Raw genomic sequence first — 17,450 nt, forward strand, 5'->3', positions numbered from 1 at the left:
AAAAAGCGACCCTAAGGTCGCTTTTTGTTGCTTCAAGGAGTTCAAGGGCCTTGAAGCTAAATATGGCGCAGCGGACGGGACTCGAACCCGCGACCCCCGGCGTGACAGGCCGGTATTCTAACCGACTGAACTACCGCTGCGTATCGCTCGGACTTGCGTCAGTTTGAATCTTTGAAACCGGCTTCGAGTGCCTGCTTCGTGTAACCCTGATCGAGAGCCAGAAGCTTTCAATCCAAGACCGGGCGAACCCAATCTTCATAATATGGCGCAGCGGACGGGACTCGAACCCGCGACCCCCGGCGTGACAGGCCGGTATTCTAACCGACTGAACTACCGCTGCGCGTCGGTGGACTTTCGTCCTGCAGAAACCCAAAAGTTTCAGCCTGTATCTCTCAACGATGGTGGGTGATGACGGGATCGAACCGCCGACCCGCTGCTTGTAAGGCAGCTGCTCTCCCGGCTGAGCTAATCACCCTTTGCTTCGCTGAGGCCGCGAAATTTACGCAGGTGACGAAGCTAAGTCAATAGCCTGCTTGAAGTTTTTTAAAAATAGCTGAAATGTAGCTCCAGATTGCAAGCTATAGGCTTCAAGCTGAAAAGCAAAAAAAAGAGCCACGCGGACTCGCTTTTGATTTGACTTGAAACTTGAAACTTGAAACTTGAAACTTGAAACTTGTAGCTCTCTCTACGAGTAGATCATCTTGCGACTCATTCCACCGTCGACGACAAACTCCTGCCCCGTCACGAACCCGGCATTCTTCGACAACAACCAGGCCACCAACGCCGCGACATCTTCAACCGTCCCCACCCTGCCCGCAGGATGCTGCGCATGATCGATATCGGACAGCGGCTCAGAACGACGTGCGGCGGGATCACGCGCGTCAATCCAGCCAGGACTGACAGCATTGACTCTGACCTCTGGCCCCAGGCTGATCGCAAGTGCATGGGTCAATGCCAGCACCCCGCCCTTGCTCGCGGCATAGGCCTCTGTATCGGCTTGCGATTGTCGAGCACGGGTAGAGCTCAGATTGACGATACTGCCGCAGTGCGCCCGTAGATAAGGTGCGCAATGCTTGGCCAGTAGCATCGGACCGCTGAGATTGACCGCCAGCACGCGGTTCCAGTAGGCCAGATCAAGGCTTTCCAGAACTGTGTTGTGCGGGTTGGCAACCGCCGCGTTGCATACCAGCGCGTCGAGACGACCGAACATCCCGAGGACGTGCGCCACACCAGTGACCACCTGCTCTTCGCTGGAGACATCCATGGTCACGAACGAGGCGTTTTCCCCGAGCACGCTGGCAACAATCGGACCACGCCTACGATCAACGTCGGCCAACACCACTTGCCAGCCTTCGGTGATCAGCCATGCAGCGATACCCAAACCGATGCCGCGCGCAGCGCCCGTAACCAACGCAACACGGCCGTTGTGGACAACGGCGGCGTCTATTTCCAACTCACTCACAAGGCAGCAAGACCACGTGCCAAATCGGCTTTCAAGTCGGCGATATCTTCCAGGCCCACGGCAACCCGGATCAGGCTGTCGAGGATGCCGGCGGCTTCACGTTCTTGTGGCGACAGACGACCGTGAGACGTGGTGCTCGGGTGAGTGATCGTGGTCTTGGTGTCACCCAGGTTGGCGGTAATCGAGATCAAACGCGTGGCATCGATGAAGCGCCATGCGCCGTCTTTGCCACCCTTGACTTCAAAACTGACCACGGCGCCAAAAGCCTTTTGCTGACGCTTGGCCAACTCATGCTGTGGATGGCTTAGCAGACCAGCGTAATGCACTTTTTCGATGCCGTCCTGCTGCTCCAGCCAACGCGCGAGTTCAAGCGCGCTTTCACAATGCGCGCGCATGCGAATATTCAGTGTTTCCAGGCCCTTGAGGAACAACCAGGCGTTGAACGGACTCAGGCTCGGCCCGGCCGTGCGCAGAAAACCGACCACTTCCTTCATCTGTTCGCTGCGGCCCACAACCACACCACCCATGGCGCGGCCCTGACCGTCGATGAACTTGGTCGCCGAATGCACGACCACGTCGGCCCCGATCAACAACGGCCGCTGTAGCGCAGGTGTACAGAAACAGTTATCGACCACCAGCAGCGCACCTTTGGCATGCGCGATTTCGGCCAGCGCCGCGATATCCACCAACTCGGCCAACGGGTTGGACGGAGACTCAACGAACAGCAGCTTGGTGTTCGGTTTGATCGCCGCGTCCCAACCGGACAGTTCGGCCAGCGGCACGTAGTCAACCTGCACACCGAAGCGTTTGAAGTACTTCTCGAACAGGCTGATGGTCGAGCCAAACACGCTCTTGGACACTAAGACATGATCGCCAGCGCTGCACAGGCTCATCACGGTGGCCAGAATGGCTGACATACCAGTGGACGTCGCTACCGCCTGCTCGCCGCCCTCCAGCGCGGCAATGCGCTCTTCGAACGAATGCACGGTCGGGTTGGTGTAGCGCGAATAAACGTTGCCCGGTTTATCACCGGCAAACGTCGCGGCCGCGTCTGCGGCTGTGCGGAAGACGTAGCTGGAGGTGAAAAATAACGGATCGCTGTGTTCGCTTTCCGGCGTACGGTGCTGACCAGCGCGCACGGCGAGGGTATCGAAACCCACACCCTCAAGATCGCTGTCCAGTCGACCGGCATCCCATTCCTGAGTCATGCGGTCCACTCCTTGTCTGAATTAGTTGTTGTACAGATCGATGATCGCACTCACTGCCTGAGTCTTGACCTTGGAGGCATCGTTGCGCGCCTGCTCGATCTTGTTCAGGTAATGCTCGTCGATGTCACCTGTCACGTACTTACCGTCGAAGACCGAACAATCGAAGTTGTCGATCTTGACCTTACCGCCACCCACCGCTTCGATCAGGTCGCTTAGATCCTGATAGATCAACCAGTCGGCACCGATGAGGTCGGCCACGTCCTGGGTTGAACGGTTGTGAGCGATTAGTTCATGAGCACTCGGCATGTCGATGCCGTAGACGTTAGGGAAACGCACAGCCGGGGCTGCGGAGCAGAAATACACGTTCTTGGCGCCAGCTTCACGGGCCATCTGGATAATCTGCTTACATGTAGTACCGCGCACGATGGAGTCGTCCACCAGCATCACGTTCTTGCCACGGAACTCAAGTTCAATCGCATTGAGCTTCTGGCGTACGGATTTTTTCCGTGCAGCCTGGCCCGGCATGATGAAGGTCCGGCCAATGTAACGGTTCTTGACGAAGCCTTCGCGAAACTTGACGCCCAGATGGTTCGCCAGCTCAAGGGCGGCGGTGCGGCTGGTGTCGGGGATCGGAATGACCACGTCGATGTCGTGATCCGGGCGCTCGCGCAGGATTTTGTCACCCAGTTTTTCGCCCATGCGCAGACGCGCCTTGTACACCGAGATACCGTCGATGATTGAGTCCGGACGTGCCAGATAGACGTGCTCGAAGATACATGGCGCGTATTTCGGGTTGGTCGCGCACTGACGGGTATGCAGCTTGCCATCTTCGGTGATGTATACCGCCTCGCCTGGCGCCAGGTCGCGGATCAGGGTGAAACCGAGCACGTCGAGGGCAACGCTTTCGGAAGCGATCATGTACTCGACGCCTTCGTCGGTATGACGCTGGCCGAAAACGATCGGGCGAATGGCGTCTGGGTCGCGGAAACCAACGATGCCATAGCCCGTAATCATTGCCACAACGGCGTAGCCACCGCGGCAACGGTTATGCACGTCAGTCACCGCGGCGAAGATATCTTCTTCAGTCGGCTGCAGCTTGCCGCGAACGGCCAGCTCATGTGCGAAGACGTTGAGCAAGACTTCAGAGTCGGAGTTGGTGTTGACGTGGCGCAGATCAGACTCGTAAATCTCCTTGGCCAGTTGCTCAACGTTGGTCAAATTACCGTTGTGCGCCAAGGTGATGCCGTAAGGCGAGTTGACGTAGAACGGCTGAGCTTCGGCCGATGTCGAACTGCCTGCGGTTGGGTAACGCACGTGACCGATGCCCATGTGGCCGACCAGACGCTGCATATGGCGCTGATGGAACACATCACGGACCAGCCCGTTGTCCTTGCGCAGGAATAACCGGCCGCCGTGGCTGGTTACGATACCGGCAGCGTCCTGGCCGCGGTGCTGGAGGACGGTGAGCGCGTCATACAGCGACTGATTGACGTTCGACTTACCGACGATACCGACGATCCCACACATGCGACACAACCCCTACTTAGTGGAACTGGATTTACCGAGCACTTCCTGCGCCGTTGTAGGCGGCAAGAGATGATCCTTGAACGGAATATCAACAGGAACGCTGATTCCGCTGGCTAGCCACTTGCTGGACATCCCGAGAATCAGGTTTTTCGACCAGTCAGCGACCATCACAAATTGCGGCAGCAGTTTCGACTGCTGCCACCATTGATCCTGTTGCACCGGCCCCAGGCTCAACAACCCGGCAGCCACTACAACCAGTAGGCCTCCGCGCGCAGCGCCGAAGACCATGCCCAGAAAACGATCGGTCCCGGATAGCCCGGTGACGCGTATCAGTTCTCCAATCAGAAAATTGACCATGGCGCCAACCAGCAGGGTAGCGACAAAAAGAATGGTGCAGCCCGCAATCACGCGCGCCGAAGGTGTTTCGATGTAATTGACCAGATACTGCGAAAGCGACCCACCGAACATCCAGGCAACCACACCGGCGATGATCCACGTCAGCAAGGACAGCGCTTCCTTAACGAAGCCGCGCTTGAGGCTGATCAAAGCGGAAATGGCGACAATCGCAAGGATTGCCCAGTCAACCGGAGTAAATGCCACGTTCACGCCTACTGACGGATAAGGCGGCGCATTTTAGCAGAGCGCCGCCCCGGCGGTAAGCGGGGATTTCAGTGGGGTTTGATTAACTTTATCAATAGCTCCCGAGGAGCAGATCAGTGGAAGGGAGCCTGCTCACGATAAGCCGACACCTGCGACACAGCGTCAGCGCCAAAATATATCCTATCGCGAGCAGCCTCCCCCCACATTGATGGCCATATGGCTGATGCTGTTACTTACGCTCCGGCTGGAAACGCACGACGATACCTTTCAGTTTCTGCTGCTTGTCCAACTGGTCACGCAGACGATCAGCCTCGGCGCGCTCGATCAACGGTCCCACGAATACCCGATTCACTCCATCTGAAGTGCGGATATAGGCGTTATAACCTTGGGTGCGCAGGGTTTTCTGCAAGTTATCGGCGTTGGCCCGATTTGACATGCTCGCCAACTGCACCGACCAACTGACTGACAGACCATTGGCGTCCACACGGTTGTCGGCGGCTGATGCCATCGGTGCTGCTGGAGCAGCAGGCGCAGGCGTAGGTTTCGCCGCTGGCGCAGGGGCCGGCGTCGTCTTGGCGGCTGGAGCCGTTTGTGTCACCGGCTTGTTCGGCGCAGGCGCAATCGGCATGGCAGGCGGCTGATGACTCTGCGCAAGCTCTTCATCAGTCGGCACTGGCTCCTGGGGCAACGGCTGTTGCTCAGGCACGCTCACCGGATCGACCTTGAGCTGAGGCACAACAGGCGCCTGAGGGACGGCGGGCGCATCGACTTGCACATGACGTGCTTCATCCTGACGCGAGAACAGCATAGGCAGGAAAATCACCGCCACCGCGACTAGCACCAACGCGCCGACCATCCGTTGCTTGTAAGCCTTATCCAGCAAAGCCATTGGCCACTTCCTCCGTGACGTGCCGACTCAGCCATTCGAGACCCTCGGCGACGCAATAAAAAGACCCGAACAGCACAATTTCATCTTCAGCCGTCGCTTGCGCACACTGCGCTTCAAGCGCCAGCGCGACGCTCGGATAAGACGCCACCTGCGCACCAAGGTTCTGCAAGGCCGTGGCAATCTCATCGGCAGGGCGACTGCGAGACGTTGGCAAAGGCGCTACTGCCCAGCTTCCCATGCTGGCAGTTAATTCAGTCACCACCGCTTCGAGGTCTTTATCGTTGAGCAAACCAAACACCGCCAGGCGTTTGCCAGCAATAGGCCTTTGTGCCAGACGCCCAGCCAAAAAGCTCGCCGCATGCGGATTGTGACCCACATCGAGCAAGATGTTGAGGTCCTTACCCTGCCAACGGAAGGAGCGCCGATCCAGACGCCCCGTCAAGTGGGTCGCGAGCAAGGCACTGCGGATCGAAGCGTCGCTCCACGGAAGATTCAGCAGCAGATAAGCCTGAAGTGCCAGCGCTGCATTCTGCATAGGCAAATCCAACAACGGCAGCGCCAACAGCTCGATGCGCTGACCACTGCCGTTGGTGCCGAACCAACTCCAGCTGTCGCCGGCAACAGTCAGGTCGAAATCACGCCCTCGCAACAACAACGGGCAATTCAGCGCACGAGCACGCTCAAGCAGCGGAGCAGGCGGGTCAAGATCACCACACAGCGCAGGTCGCCCTTCGCGAAAAATCCCGGCCTTTTCGAACGCCACCGACTCACGCGTATCCCCCAGCCAATCGACATGATCGATACCAATGCTGGTGACCAGCGCCAAATCGGCATCAATCAGGTTTACCGCGTCCAAACGTCCGCCCAGCCCGACTTCCAGCACCACAGCGTCCAGCGACGCTTGCTCGAACAGCCAGAACGCCGCAAGGGTGCCCATTTCGAAATAGGTGAGGGAAACATCGCCACGCGCTTGTTCAACCACGGCAAATGCATCGCACAACTGCGCATCGGTGGCTTCAATACCCTGCACTTGCACACGCTCGTTATAGCGCAACAAATGTGGAGAACTGTAAACACCGACTTTCAAACCCTGGGCTTGCAGCAGTTGGGCAACGAAAGCGCAGGTTGAGCCCTTGCCATTGGTGCCCGTAACCGTGACCACACGAGGCGCAGGCCGGGTGAGACCGAGCGCGAGCGCCACTTGCTGTGAGCGCTCCAACCCCAGATCAATGGCCGAAGGATGCAATTGCTCAAGATAAGCGAGCCAGTCGGCCAAAGAGCGTTGAATCATACGTTTGCCGGAACAGGCGGGACGACGATAGGTTCGATTTTCGGTGCAATGAATTTCGGCGTCGGCAAGCCCATCATTTGAGCCAATACATTTCCCAGACGCTGACGCAATTCCTGACGATGGATGATCATGTCGATCGCACCGTGATCCAGGAGAAACTCGCTACGCTGGAAGCCTTCAGGGAGTTTTTCACGCACGGTCTGCTCAATCACTCGAGGACCGGCAAAGCCGATCAACGCCTTGGGCTCGGCGACGATTACATCACCCAACATCGCCAGACTGGCGGAAACACCACCATAGACCGGGTCGGTCAACACGGAGATAAAGGGCAGGCCTTCTTCACGCAGCCGCGCCAGCACCGCAGAGGTCTTGGCCATCTGCATCAGGGAAATCAGCGCCTCCTGCATCCGCGCACCACCGGAGGCGGCAAAGCAGACCATCGGACAACGTTTTTCCAGCGCATAGTTGGCAGCCCGGACGAAGCGCTCACCGACGATAGCGCCCATCGAGCCACCCATAAATGAGAACTCGAAGGCAACAGCCACAACCGGCATGCCTAGCAGCGTCCCGCTCATCGCGACCAATGCGTCTTTTTCGCCGGTCTGCTTCTGTGCGGCGGTCAGGCGGTCCTTGTATTTCTTGCTGTCGCGGAACTTCAGGCGGTCGACCGGCTCCAGATCGGCACCGATTTCATCGCGACCTTCAGTGTCCAGGAAGATATTCAGCCGCGAGCGTGCGTTGATACGCATGTGGTGGTTGCACTTTGGACATACGTCCAGGGTTTTCTCCAGTTCTGGTCGATAAAGCACCGCCTCGCAAGACGGACACTTGTGCCAGAGGCCTTCAGGCACCGAGCTTTTCTTGACCTCGGAACGCATGATCGAAGGGATCAGTTTGTCTACCAACCAGTTGCTCATGCTTTCTTTCTCCAGTACCGGGAGCTCAAGCGCAGTGGCGGTCTGTGCCACGCGTATGCCCTTGAGCTAAATTCATGTGTTGCGGTGACCGCGTGTCGCTACAGCGATCGGCATCGAGCCTGACCAGCCGCATCTACACCCCATCGACCGCTACCCTCAACTATTTGCCGCGAGACGCAGGACGTCGTCGCTCGTTCAATTCGACCTTTGCGCAAACGGCGGTGGCAGGCTAGTGGACGGCAACCGGATGCCTGCCGTCACATCGAGCCCAAGCCCGCTGCCGCTGCCCCCTGTCAAAGCGTCTTCACGAAGCATGCACTGCGTTCATGAATGCGCGGATCTTGTCGTGATCCTTGATCCCTTTGCTTTTTTCGACACCACCGCTGACATCGACCGCATAAGGATGTACGTGAGCGATGGCTTGGGAAACGTTCGCTGGGGTCAAGCCGCCGGCCAGGATAATGGGCTTGCTCAGACCTTTTGGAATCAGCGCCCAATCGAACGTTTCGCCTGTGCCGCCTGGCATACCGGCGACATAAGTGTCGAGGAGGATACCGCTGGCCTTCGAGTAAAGCTTGCAGGCGGCTGCGATATCGTCACCGGCCTTGACCCGCAACGCCTTGATAAACGGACGATGATAACCCTCGCATTGCTCCGGGGTTTCATCACCGTGAAATTGCAGCAGATCCAGGGGGACTGCGTCGAGGGTCTCGTTCAACTCGCGGGCGCTGGCATTGACGAACAAGCCGACGGTGGAAATGAACGGCGGCAATGCGGCGATGATATCTCTCGCCTGCTGGACCGTGACTGCACGCGGGCTCTCGGGATAGAACACAAACCCGATGGCATCGGCGCCCGCTTCGACGGCGGCCAACGCATCTTCTATGCGGGTAATCCCGCAGATCTTGCTGCGAACGGCTGACATGTCGTGAAAACCTCAGGTCTTTGCGTAAAGTTCCGGATGTTAGCAAATGCTTTTCCGGGCGTCAGCCGCCAAGTTCTGTAAAGCCTGTCAGAAAGTTCGGACCAATGTACCGCTCAGGCAATGGAAACTCGTCTCGATACTCCACCTGAACCAGATAAAGACCAAACGGATGAGCTGTCACACCGCCAGTACGGCGTACCCGGCTCTCCAATACTTCGCTGGCCCACTCGATGGGCCGCTCCCCTGCCCCGATGGTCATCAACACACCCGCGATGTTGCGCACCATGTGGTGCAAGAAAGCATTGGCGCGGATATCGATCACGATCATCTTGCCGTGACGAGTGACACGCAGATGATGCAGTTGTTTGATCGGCGACTTGGCCTGGCACTGCCCGGCACGAAACGCACTGAAATCGTGGGTACCCACCAGGTATTGCGCCGCCAGTGCCATGCGCTCGACATCCAGCGGGCGGTGATTCCAGGTGATCTCCTGACCAAGGTGCGCAGGTCGGATCTGATCGTTGTAAATCACGTAGCGGTAACGCCGGGCAATAGCCTTGAAACGCGCATGAAAATGCGCAGGCATGACTTTCGCCCAGGTCACGCTGATATCGTGGGGCAAATTGATATTGGCGCCCATCGTCCAGGCTTTCATCGTCCGCTCTGCCTGGGTGTCGAAATGCACCACTTGGCCGCAGGCATGCACACCCGCATCCGTGCGACCGGCACACAGAAGACTGACCGGAGAATCGGCCACTTTGGACAAGGCGTTTTCCAATGTTTCTTGCACAGTCGTCACGCCGGACGCTTGTCGCTGCCAGCCGCTATAGCGCGAACCTTTGTATTCCACGCCCAGTGCGATTCGGAAAAACCCTTCAGCGGCCATTTCGGCTGCTGCCGTTTCTGCCTTGATATCTGTGGTTGCCAAGAATTTAAAGCCTGTCGGTATGCGCAAGGGCGGCCATTATACGGCTGCAAAAAAAAGACGCCATGCACTCGCCCCCCCTCCAATGCAAACGACCGCCGAAGCGGTCGTTTGCATTATCGGAACAAGGAGGGTCAGGCCAGTCGCGACAGCATCTCGCGCGCTTCGGTTTTCTGCCCGTCATCACCTTCTGCGACGACCTCATCCAGAATGTCGCGAGCGCCGTCGGCATCACCCATTTCGATATAGGCGCGTGCCAGGTCAAGCTTGGTAGCCGCCTCGTCCGTGCCCGAAAGGAAGTCAAATTCAGGCTCGTCATCGGCCAGCAGCGCATCATCTGCGGTGAAGGTCGGCGTCGGCGTACTGTCGAACGGCTTGCCAATCGGTGGCTGCTCCAGACTTTGCGAAAGACGCTCAAGCTCAGAGTTGACATCGTCAATTTCAGAAGCGAATGCTGCTGACGCATGCTCGGTATCGATCTCATCAGCCAATGAAAGATCGAAATCCGCTGGCAAGTCCAAATCATCATCGGCCAACGGGCTGGCCTTGGCATCCCCCAAATCCGGCTCAGCCTGGAAGGCAGGCAAATCGCGCAACTCGTCTTCCAGCCCGAGCAGGTAATCATCCTCAGCCTTCAGGGCTGGTTGGTCTTCGGAAAGATCCAGATCGAAATCCGCGAGGTCATCCGGCTTTGCAGAAGCGGCGTCGGTCTGTTCCCGCAAAATGGCGTCGAAGTCCAGATCCTCATGAGCAGCGGCCTGCGGTGCATCAAGCTTCAGATCGTCCAACTGCGAATCGGCCGACACCGCGGAGTGATCTGCCACCTGAGCCGGCGATGCAACTTCAAGCTCATCCAGACTGAGATCGAATGCTGTGTCGAAATCGTCGGGCTCGACAATCGGTGTCTGGGCGACAGGCTCGGGCGCAGCTGGTGTCGGTTCATCTTCCGGCAACTTATCGTGCAGTAAGTCTTCGACGTATTTCGCATCCATCTCGGCCGCAATCGCAGTTGCCGCCGCCCCTGCTGCCGCTACTGCAGCCGCAGCAGCCATCGCTGGGTAACGGACTTTGAGTTGTTCGACTTCAGCGTGGTTCTTTCCCGTGGCGATCAACTTGCGCTCTTGGGCGACAAACCCCGCCTGATTGTCCTGTTGACCGTAGATTTCCATCAGTTTCAAACGCAAGTCACTGCGCTGAGGCTCTTGCTTGATGGCATCTTCCAACAACGCAGCGGCCTGATTGATACGCCCGTAAGCGATGTGGATTTCAGCCTGAACGAGCACATCAGTTGGGTGTTCGCGGACCGGCTCGATCACGGAGGTCGGCTCCGCTGGCATCTTTACATTAGGAGCAGGCACCTCCAAACCTTCGAAACTGCTTTCTGGTAGGTCCATATCGGCCCCGAACTCAGACTCTTCGGCCAGTGCCTGCGCCATTTTCTGGTGCCTCTGGGCTGCAATCATCGCATTGCGGCGGCGCGCGAGCAGAAATAGCAGCAACAGCAAAATCAGCAGCGCCCCACCACCCACCAGTCCCAATAGCAGCGGGTTGGCAAGTAGCTTATTGAAGGGGTTGTTGGAGTCCGTTGCATCGCTCTCAACCAGCGGCTGATCTGGAGTGGCCGCGGTGACTTTCGCACCGTCGACCGGCAATGCATCTTCGGGGGCGATTTCATTTAGTGGCTTGCCTGCGGCATCCACAGAGGCTGAATTAGGCACGGCGGTGGCTGGCATTGCCGAGTTCGCTGGCGTGACGGGATTAGCAGCGTTATTGGGGTTGGTCACGCTGTTGGGGCTGACGATGCTGTTTGGGTCGAGCGCTGGAGGCGGCACCGCAATGCCTGCGGCCTGCATCTTCGCTAACTGGTCGTTCTTCAGTTGGATCAGGCGTTGCAGCTTATCAACCTGACTTTGCAGATCACCCATGCGGCTTTTTAGCTCTGCATTATCGCGACGCGTGCTGTCGAGGCTTTCCTGGGCTGTGGCCAATTTATTGCTCAGGTCCGCATTGTCACTGGCGGCGCCCTTTGCACCCGGCCTGGCATTCGCAGCGACCAGACTAAGGTTATCTTTGGCGTCGATCTGCGACGGCGCTGCGCCTGCGCGATCACGACGCGTTGCATCCACCTGACGCGTACCACTTGGCAAACGACGGCCCTGACGCCACGCTTGGTTCTGCGCGGCGACTTCCGCCACCGCGCGCGGCTGCGGCATCTCTGTCGATTGCTGCGCAGTGGGCAGGCGCAAAACCTGACCCTTTTTCAGGCGGTTGATATTGCCTGCGATGAATGCGTCAGGGTTCAGAGCCTGGATCGCCAGCATGGTCTGCTGAACGGTCCCCCCGTTGCGTACTCGCTCAGCGATTTCCCACAGCGTGTCGTTGTTGGCGGTGGTGTATTGAGTGAACTTCGGCTCTGCCGGTGCTGCGGGTTCAGCAGCGACTGGCGCCGGCGTCGGGGCAGTTGACTGAGTTTGAGCTGGCGCCGGTGCCGTCGATGGAAGCTGCGCGGCGGCCGCAGCGGCTTCAGGAGAAAATTTTGGAGGATCAAGCAGCAGGCTGTATTCGCGCAGCGCACGGCCGCTTGGCCAAAGCACTTGTACAAGGAACTTCACATAGGGGTCACGTACGGGCTTGGTCGAGGTGATGCGCAGAACGCTCTTGCCGCTGGCATTGATGATCGGCGTAAACGTCAAGTCATCCAGGATTGCCATGCGCCCGACGCCGGCCTGGGCGAATTCCGCAGAGGTGGCCAGGCTGGGTACCACTTGCGTGGCATTCAGATCTTGCACTTGCGTCAGCTCTATCTCGGCAAGCAGCGGCTGATTCAGGGTCGACTTGACGGTCAGACCACCGAGGCCGAGCGCCTGCACCATCCCGGATGACAGCGCCGAAGCCGCAGCGATTGCTAATACCAGTTTGCGAACCTGAACCATAGCCCATCCCTTGTTTAAAAGTTCCCCGGCAACCGAGAAGATAAAGCCTGCTAGGGCGTAGGGCGTGTCGTCACGCCACAGCTAGAATGATTCTTTGAATTGTCGGCAAGTATCTTTTACACAACGTCTTTTATCAACAGTTCCGCGACTTGCACAGCGTTCAACGCCGCACCTTTGCGCACATTATCAGACGTAATCCATAAATTAAGTTCACAAGCATCGTCGATACCTTGTCGTAAACGTCCTACATAGACTGCGTCCTGCCCAACCGCATCGCCGACCGCCGTTGGGTAATCCCCCGCCTCCACGAGCTCGATTCCATCAGCCTCGTCCAGCAACGCATTGATTACCGCGAGATCTACCGGGGCCGCCGTCTGCAGCGATACGCTGAAACTGTCACCGAAAAACACCGGCACCTGGATGCAGGTGACGGCCACCTTGAGTAAAGGCAGCGCCAGCAACTCGCGCAACTCGGCCACCAAACGTTTTTCCAGCGGGACATGACCATCAGCATCAGGTGTGCCGACTTGCGCAAGCACATTAAAAGCCATCTGCCGATCGAAAACCTTTGACTCCACTGGGCGAATATTCAGCAGTTCCGTGGTTTGTCGCGCCAGCTCGGTTACGCCTTCACGCCCCTGGCTGGATACTGCAAGGCAGGCCGTGACGCTGACACGCTGCACATCCAACACGCGGCGAAGTGGCGCAATCACCAACGCCAAGGCAGCCGCGGTCGGACTTGGGCAGGCCAACTGATATGGTTTGACCCTGTTCGCCAACAGCACGGCATTGATTTGCGGGATGATATTTGGCGCCTGCGTGACCGCAAGACCCGCAGAAAGATCGATCACAGCGCAGCCAGCAGCAGTGGCGCGAGCCGCGTAACTGCGGGTAATCGCAGGGCCAGCGGCGAAAAACACCAGTTGGACTTTACCGAAATCGAACTCGTCGACCTCACGCACGCGCACGTTTTTGCCGCGAAACGGTACGGAGTGGCCGGCAGATTCGGCACTGGCCAACAAATTCAGAGTACCGAGCGGGAACTCACGCTCTTCAAGAATCTGGACGATGGTTTCGCCGACAGTACCGGTGGCGCCGACCACTGCGATGTCAAGGGACTGGCTCATGCAAAAACCTCAGGAAAATCAGGGAGCGGCACTTTAACCGTCGAGTACACACCAGGCAATTGAACTGGCGATGCGCAGCATTTATTCCTCGCGAAATGTTGTCTCAGGGCTCAAGACCGATTTTAAAAAACTCGCCGTCGCTCCAAACGCCCAGCCAGCGCTGGCCGCCAATGTCGCGAGTGACCGCAAGATCTACCAACTGGTAGAACACATTGCGATGGATGAGCGCCTCAAGATTGCTGCGCACATGAAGGTAAGGCGTGGGTTCTTGCGTCTGCGGATCGATGCTGACACGCAACACATGCTCAGCACCGGCTTCGACGACATCATCGACATTGGTGGTGAAACGCAGCACTTGCGCCTCGCCCTCGCCTTGCACGTCTAACAGTACTGCCACAAACGGCGCATCATCGACGGTGATACCGACTTTCTCCACCGGCGTAATCAGAAAATATGCGTTGCCGTCACGGCGAATGATGGTGGAAAACAATCGAACCATGGGTTTACGGCCAATGGGCGTGCCCAGGTAGTACCAGGTTCCGTCGCGGGCGATACGCATGTCGATATCGCCACAAAAATCCGGATTCCACAGATGCACCGGTGGCAACCCCTTGCCGGACTTTGGGATCTGCGCCAACAAATCGTTGGCTTTGCCCTGGCCACTCATACTTGCTCCTTAGCGACGCGCTACACCTAACAAGCTACGAGCGTAGTCTTCCATGGGCGGACCAAGCAAATCTTCAGGCTTGGTGTCGTGTAGCGTGAGCAATCCACCGCGGCTATGAATACGCGCCGAGTCAATCAAGTAACGGGTATTGGTTTCGATCAACATGAGCTGAATCACCCCGCTATCGATACCCAAACGGTCCACTGCCTCTTGGTCGGACCACTCATCGAAGTTGCCGATTCGATCGTCAGCCCGGGCAAAACGGGTGTACAGCAAATAGTGGGCGCCAGCGGTACGGGCCTCATTCATCGCCTCATCGAGACCTTCCGGCGCACGCGCGCGGCGGACCATCGGGAAATACTCGACGAAGCCGTTGAAGGCTTCTTCGGCTACCACGTTGGGACGAGGGTATGCGCCGCCCGGTGGAACGAAGGCGCCTTGGGCGATAAAAATGAAAGAATCGGGCTGCAGACGCCAATTACTGATACGTCGGGTGGAACTGTGATCGAGTAGCCCTGCATCACTAAGCTCATCATGCGCACCCTGCGCCAAATCGCTGACGTGCATGCATCCACTCAACGCCAACGGCGCCAGTAGCGCCATCAACGCCATCAAAAAAATCGGGCTACGCATTATCCCCTCCAGAGGCCGGCGACGGAAAACCGGCGAATGGTCGTCTAATGCAGCTTTTGCGCCACTTCGGTCAGTTGCCGGAGATTTCCGGCTTTAGATCGTGACCAGGCTCTATGTCGCGCTTACGTTTGTTACCCATGCGTACGCCGATGTCCATCAGGAACTGGAAGAACCCTTCCTGGTCCTCAAGCACGTTGCTCCAGAACGGCGAATGATAGAGCGCCACGGCGCCATGCACCAACGCCCAGGCCGCGCAGTAATGGAAATAGGGAGGTACATCCTCAAGCTTGCCTTCGGTGATGCGCCCCTTGATCAGCAAGGTCAGGCGCTCGAAGTTGGATGCGCGGATCTTATGCAGTTCCTCGACCATTTCCGGCACCTGGTTGCCCTTGACTACTTTCTCTTCCAGGCGATCAAACAACCGATAACGCTGCGGATCGCGCATGCGGAACTCAAAGTAAGCCCGGGACAGCGCTTCTTTGTCTTTGTCGACATCGGCTGAGTGCAACAGCTCGTTCAAGTCGCGCTCGTAGTCGAGCATCAAGCGTAGATAAATCTCCGCTTTAGACTTGAAATGCTTATAGATAGTACCTTTGCCAATACCCACGGCATCAGCGATCATCTCGACGGTGACGCTGTCTTCACCCTGTTCGAGGAACAGCTTGAGCGCGGTATCGAGAATTTCTTGCTCACGGCGCCGAAACTCACGGACCTTACGAGGTTCTTTGTGCATAGGAAGGGGCTGTGGGATCAAAATCGAAGCCGCACATTATGCCTAACTTGCGCCAAATTGCACGGATCATCCGATCATATTCACGCTACTTGACGAATTCGCCCACCTGCCCAGCTTGCGGTATTTGATCGACACAGTGGGCAGAATGCGGCCAGCGTGTGCTGCCGCCGATGCAGTGGCCACAACGCCATCAGCGATGTGGCCCCCTGGAGTGCTGCGTTTTGAGGTATCAACAGCCGGATAAGTATTCCAAAACTGTTTAAAAAATGTACAAACAGCGCTGGACGGCCGCCGATTCTGACCAATACTTACATTCGCTGACGCGGCATCTCCCCCAAATGGCGCGCCGGTAAAGACACCGATGGACAGAGTGTCTTTGTTTTACTCCTAATGGTCTTAACCCGGATTCACCCCCCAGAACCCGGGTTTTTTTTGCCTGGAGTTCAGTACGTCAGACTTTGACGTGAGCCAGCGGGAACAACCGACGGAAGTTCTCGCTGGTCTGCTCGGCAAAACGTTCATAGGTTTCGCCGCGCAGCATCGCTAAAAACTCTGCAACTTCACGCACGTATTGCGGCAAGTTGGGCTTGCCACGGTATGGAATAGGCGCCAGATAGGGCGAGTCGGTCTCCACCAGCAGTCGATCAGCTGGCACTTTACTGGCCACATCACGCAACGCATCGGCATTGCGGAACGTCACAATCCCCGACAGCGAGATGTAAAAACCGATATCCAGCGCCGCTTTTGCCATGTCCCAGTCTTCCGTAAAGCAGTGCAGCACACCGCCTTGAGGCAATGCCGCGTCACGCAGCAGCGCCAGGGTGTCGGCCCGCGCGCCACGGGTATGCACGATCACCGGTTTGCCGGTGATGTTGGCGGCTTGCAGGTGCAAACGGAACGACGCCTGTTGCAACTCAGCCGCTTCAGGCTCGTAGTGATAATCCAGCCCGGTCTCGCCAATCGCCACCACCCGCGGGTGATCGAGTTCATCAAGCAGCCATTGGAGCGCGGGCGCTTCGCCAGGCTTGAGGTCGAGCGGATGAATGCCCACCGAACAATCCACATCCTCATACCGGTCCGCGAGCGCTTTCACGGCCCCCGCGTTATCGGCGCTGACGCCAATGCACAGAAAATGTCCGACACCCCGACTCCGTGCAGCATCAAGAGCGGCGTCAAGGGATCCTGCGTGTTGGGTGAGATCAAGACGATCAAGGTGGCAATGGGAATCTATGAGCATGAGAACGTAGCAACTTACATGGTATGGGTCGGACGGTCGGACTTCAGCGCTCCGGCCAGATAATTCTCGATCATGTTGCGTGCGGTATTGTCGCCATCATTGAACTGCACACCGACGCCTGCCGCGCGGTTGCCCTGCGCCCCTTTGGGGGTAATCCAGGTAACTTTGCCTGCGACCGGAATTTTCTCTGGCTCATCCATCAAGTTGAGCAACATGAACACCTCGTCGCCCAGCTTGTAGCTTTTGCTGGTCGGAATGAACAACCCGCCGTTCTTGATGAACGGCATATACGCAGCGTAGAGGACCGACTTGTCCTTGATGGTCAGGGACAGAATGCCGTTACGTGGACCTGGACTCAGTGGCAAACTCATCGTAA

The 17,450-nt window shown here is 57.5% G+C and carries 16 protein-coding genes and 3 tRNA genes; all 19 read right to left on the reverse strand.

What is annotated here, in order from left to right:
* Nucleotides 1-63: 63 nt before the first annotated feature.
* A tRNA-Asp gene (locus VGC62_RS22260) sits at nucleotides 64-140 on the reverse strand.
* A 123-nt stretch (nucleotides 141-263) separates the two neighbouring features.
* Nucleotides 264-340, reverse strand: a tRNA-Asp gene (locus VGC62_RS22265).
* A gap of 59 nt (nucleotides 341-399) precedes the next feature.
* Nucleotides 400-475, reverse strand: a tRNA-Val gene (locus tag VGC62_RS22270).
* Between the two features lie 210 nt (nucleotides 476-685).
* Nucleotides 686-1,462, reverse strand: coding sequence for an SDR family oxidoreductase (locus VGC62_RS22275; protein ID WP_331189241.1), 777 nt, complete (start codon nucleotides 1,460-1,462; stop codon nucleotides 686-688).
* Nucleotides 1,459-2,670 (reverse strand): O-succinylhomoserine sulfhydrylase, encoded by a 1,212-nt coding sequence (locus VGC62_RS22280; protein WP_331189242.1) that lies wholly within the window; start codon nucleotides 2,668-2,670, stop codon nucleotides 1,459-1,461. The genes VGC62_RS22275 and VGC62_RS22280 overlap by 4 nt, the downstream gene beginning before the upstream one ends.
* A 21-nt stretch (nucleotides 2,671-2,691) precedes the next feature.
* Entirely contained in the window at nucleotides 2,692-4,197 is a 1,506-nt protein-coding gene (gene purF / locus VGC62_RS22285; RefSeq protein ID WP_331189243.1) for an amidophosphoribosyltransferase, read from the reverse strand.
* A 12-nt stretch (nucleotides 4,198-4,209) separates the two neighbouring features.
* Nucleotides 4,210-4,797, reverse strand: coding sequence for a CvpA family protein (locus VGC62_RS22290; RefSeq protein ID WP_331189244.1), 588 nt, complete (start codon nucleotides 4,795-4,797; stop codon nucleotides 4,210-4,212).
* A 229-nt stretch (nucleotides 4,798-5,026) separates the two neighbouring features.
* On the reverse strand, nucleotides 5,027-5,686 hold the full coding sequence (locus VGC62_RS22295; protein ID WP_331189245.1) for an SPOR domain-containing protein: 660 nt from the start codon (nucleotides 5,684-5,686) through the stop codon (nucleotides 5,027-5,029).
* Complete coding sequence (gene folC / locus VGC62_RS22300; protein ID WP_331189246.1) at nucleotides 5,670-6,977, reverse strand: bifunctional tetrahydrofolate synthase/dihydrofolate synthase; 1,308 nt, start codon at nucleotides 6,975-6,977, stop codon at nucleotides 5,670-5,672. The genes VGC62_RS22295 and folC overlap by 17 nt, the downstream gene beginning before the upstream one ends.
* A complete protein-coding gene (gene accD / locus VGC62_RS22305; protein ID WP_331189247.1) occupies nucleotides 6,974-7,894 on the reverse strand; it encodes an acetyl-CoA carboxylase, carboxyltransferase subunit beta in 921 nt (306 codons plus the stop codon). Before accD ends, folC begins: the two co-directional genes overlap by 4 nt.
* 304 nt (nucleotides 7,895-8,198) lie before the next feature.
* Nucleotides 8,199-8,819 (reverse strand): phosphoribosylanthranilate isomerase, encoded by a 621-nt coding sequence (locus VGC62_RS22310; protein WP_331189248.1) that lies wholly within the window; start codon nucleotides 8,817-8,819, stop codon nucleotides 8,199-8,201.
* 61 nt (nucleotides 8,820-8,880) lie between these two features.
* Nucleotides 8,881-9,705, reverse strand: coding sequence for a tRNA pseudouridine(38-40) synthase TruA (gene truA / locus VGC62_RS22315; protein WP_331189272.1), 825 nt, complete (start codon nucleotides 9,703-9,705; stop codon nucleotides 8,881-8,883).
* Nucleotides 9,706-9,878: 173 nt separating this feature from the next.
* Nucleotides 9,879-12,677, reverse strand: a complete 2,799-nt coding sequence (locus tag VGC62_RS22320; protein ID WP_331189249.1) for a FimV/HubP family polar landmark protein — start codon at nucleotides 12,675-12,677, stop codon at nucleotides 9,879-9,881.
* A gap of 116 nt (nucleotides 12,678-12,793) precedes the next feature.
* Complete coding sequence (locus tag VGC62_RS22325; protein WP_331189250.1) at nucleotides 12,794-13,804, reverse strand: aspartate-semialdehyde dehydrogenase; 1,011 nt, start codon at nucleotides 13,802-13,804, stop codon at nucleotides 12,794-12,796.
* Nucleotides 13,805-13,907: 103 nt separating this feature from the next.
* A complete protein-coding gene (locus VGC62_RS22330; RefSeq protein WP_331189251.1) occupies nucleotides 13,908-14,471 on the reverse strand; it encodes a DUF1285 domain-containing protein in 564 nt (187 codons plus the stop codon).
* A 9-nt stretch (nucleotides 14,472-14,480) separates the two neighbouring features.
* The gene (locus VGC62_RS22335) at nucleotides 14,481-15,083 is read right to left on the reverse strand and encodes a DUF4823 domain-containing protein (protein ID WP_414705839.1); all 603 of its coding nucleotides are present in this window, start codon (nucleotides 15,081-15,083) and stop codon (nucleotides 14,481-14,483) included.
* A gap of 91 nt (nucleotides 15,084-15,174) precedes the next feature.
* The gene (locus VGC62_RS22340) at nucleotides 15,175-15,837 is read right to left on the reverse strand and encodes a TetR/AcrR family transcriptional regulator (RefSeq protein ID WP_331189252.1); all 663 of its coding nucleotides are present in this window, start codon (nucleotides 15,835-15,837) and stop codon (nucleotides 15,175-15,177) included.
* Nucleotides 15,838-16,288: 451 nt separating this feature from the next.
* The gene (locus VGC62_RS22345) at nucleotides 16,289-17,074 is read right to left on the reverse strand and encodes a TatD family hydrolase (RefSeq protein WP_331189253.1); all 786 of its coding nucleotides are present in this window, start codon (nucleotides 17,072-17,074) and stop codon (nucleotides 16,289-16,291) included.
* A 14-nt stretch (nucleotides 17,075-17,088) separates the two neighbouring features.
* Nucleotides 17,089-17,445 carry a PilZ domain-containing protein gene (locus VGC62_RS22350; protein WP_268797228.1) on the reverse strand — a complete coding sequence of 119 codons (357 nt, stop codon included), beginning with the start codon at nucleotides 17,443-17,445 and terminating at the stop codon, nucleotides 17,089-17,091.
* Nucleotides 17,446-17,450 lie beyond the last annotated feature (5 nt).

Origin of the sequence: Pseudomonas sp., from assembly GCF_036404235.1 — a bacterium.
Taxonomy (GTDB): Bacteria; Pseudomonadota; Gammaproteobacteria; order Pseudomonadales; family Pseudomonadaceae; genus Aquipseudomonas.

Coding starts and splice junctions, on each gene's coding strand:
- purF (WP_331189243.1), bottom strand. CDS start 4,197: ATGTGTGGGATCGTCGGTATCGTCGGTAAGTCGAACGTCAATCAGTCG.
- folC (WP_331189246.1), bottom strand. CDS start 6,977: ATGATTCAACGCTCTTTGGCCGACTGGCTCGCTTATCTTGAGCAATTG.
- truA (WP_331189272.1), bottom strand. CDS start 9,705: ATGGCCGCTGAAGGGTTTTTCCGAATCGCACTGGGCGTGGAATACAAA.
- VGC62_RS22295 (WP_331189245.1), bottom strand. CDS start 5,686: ATGGCTTTGCTGGATAAGGCTTACAAGCAACGGATGGTCGGCGCGTTG.
- VGC62_RS22310 (WP_331189248.1), bottom strand. CDS start 8,819: ATGTCAGCCGTTCGCAGCAAGATCTGCGGGATTACCCGCATAGAAGAT.
- accD (WP_331189247.1), bottom strand. CDS start 7,894: ATGAGCAACTGGTTGGTAGACAAACTGATCCCTTCGATCATGCGTTCC.
- VGC62_RS22280 (WP_331189242.1), bottom strand. CDS start 2,670: ATGACTCAGGAATGGGATGCCGGTCGACTGGACAGCGATCTTGAGGGT.
- VGC62_RS22335 (WP_414705839.1), bottom strand. CDS start 15,083: ATGGCGTTGATGGCGCTACTGGCGCCGTTGGCGTTGAGTGGATGCATG.
- VGC62_RS22325 (WP_331189250.1), bottom strand. CDS start 13,804: ATGAGCCAGTCCCTTGACATCGCAGTGGTCGGCGCCACCGGTACTGTC.
- VGC62_RS22345 (WP_331189253.1), bottom strand. CDS start 17,074: ATGCTCATAGATTCCCATTGCCACCTTGATCGTCTTGATCTCACCCAA.
- VGC62_RS22320 (WP_331189249.1), bottom strand. CDS start 12,677: ATGGTTCAGGTTCGCAAACTGGTATTAGCAATCGCTGCGGCTTCGGCG.
- VGC62_RS22350 (WP_268797228.1), bottom strand. CDS start 17,445: ATGAGTTTGCCACTGAGTCCAGGTCCACGTAACGGCATTCTGTCCCTG.
- VGC62_RS22340 (WP_331189252.1), bottom strand. CDS start 15,837: ATGCACAAAGAACCTCGTAAGGTCCGTGAGTTTCGGCGCCGTGAGCAA.
- VGC62_RS22330 (WP_331189251.1), bottom strand. CDS start 14,471: ATGAGTGGCCAGGGCAAAGCCAACGATTTGTTGGCGCAGATCCCAAAG.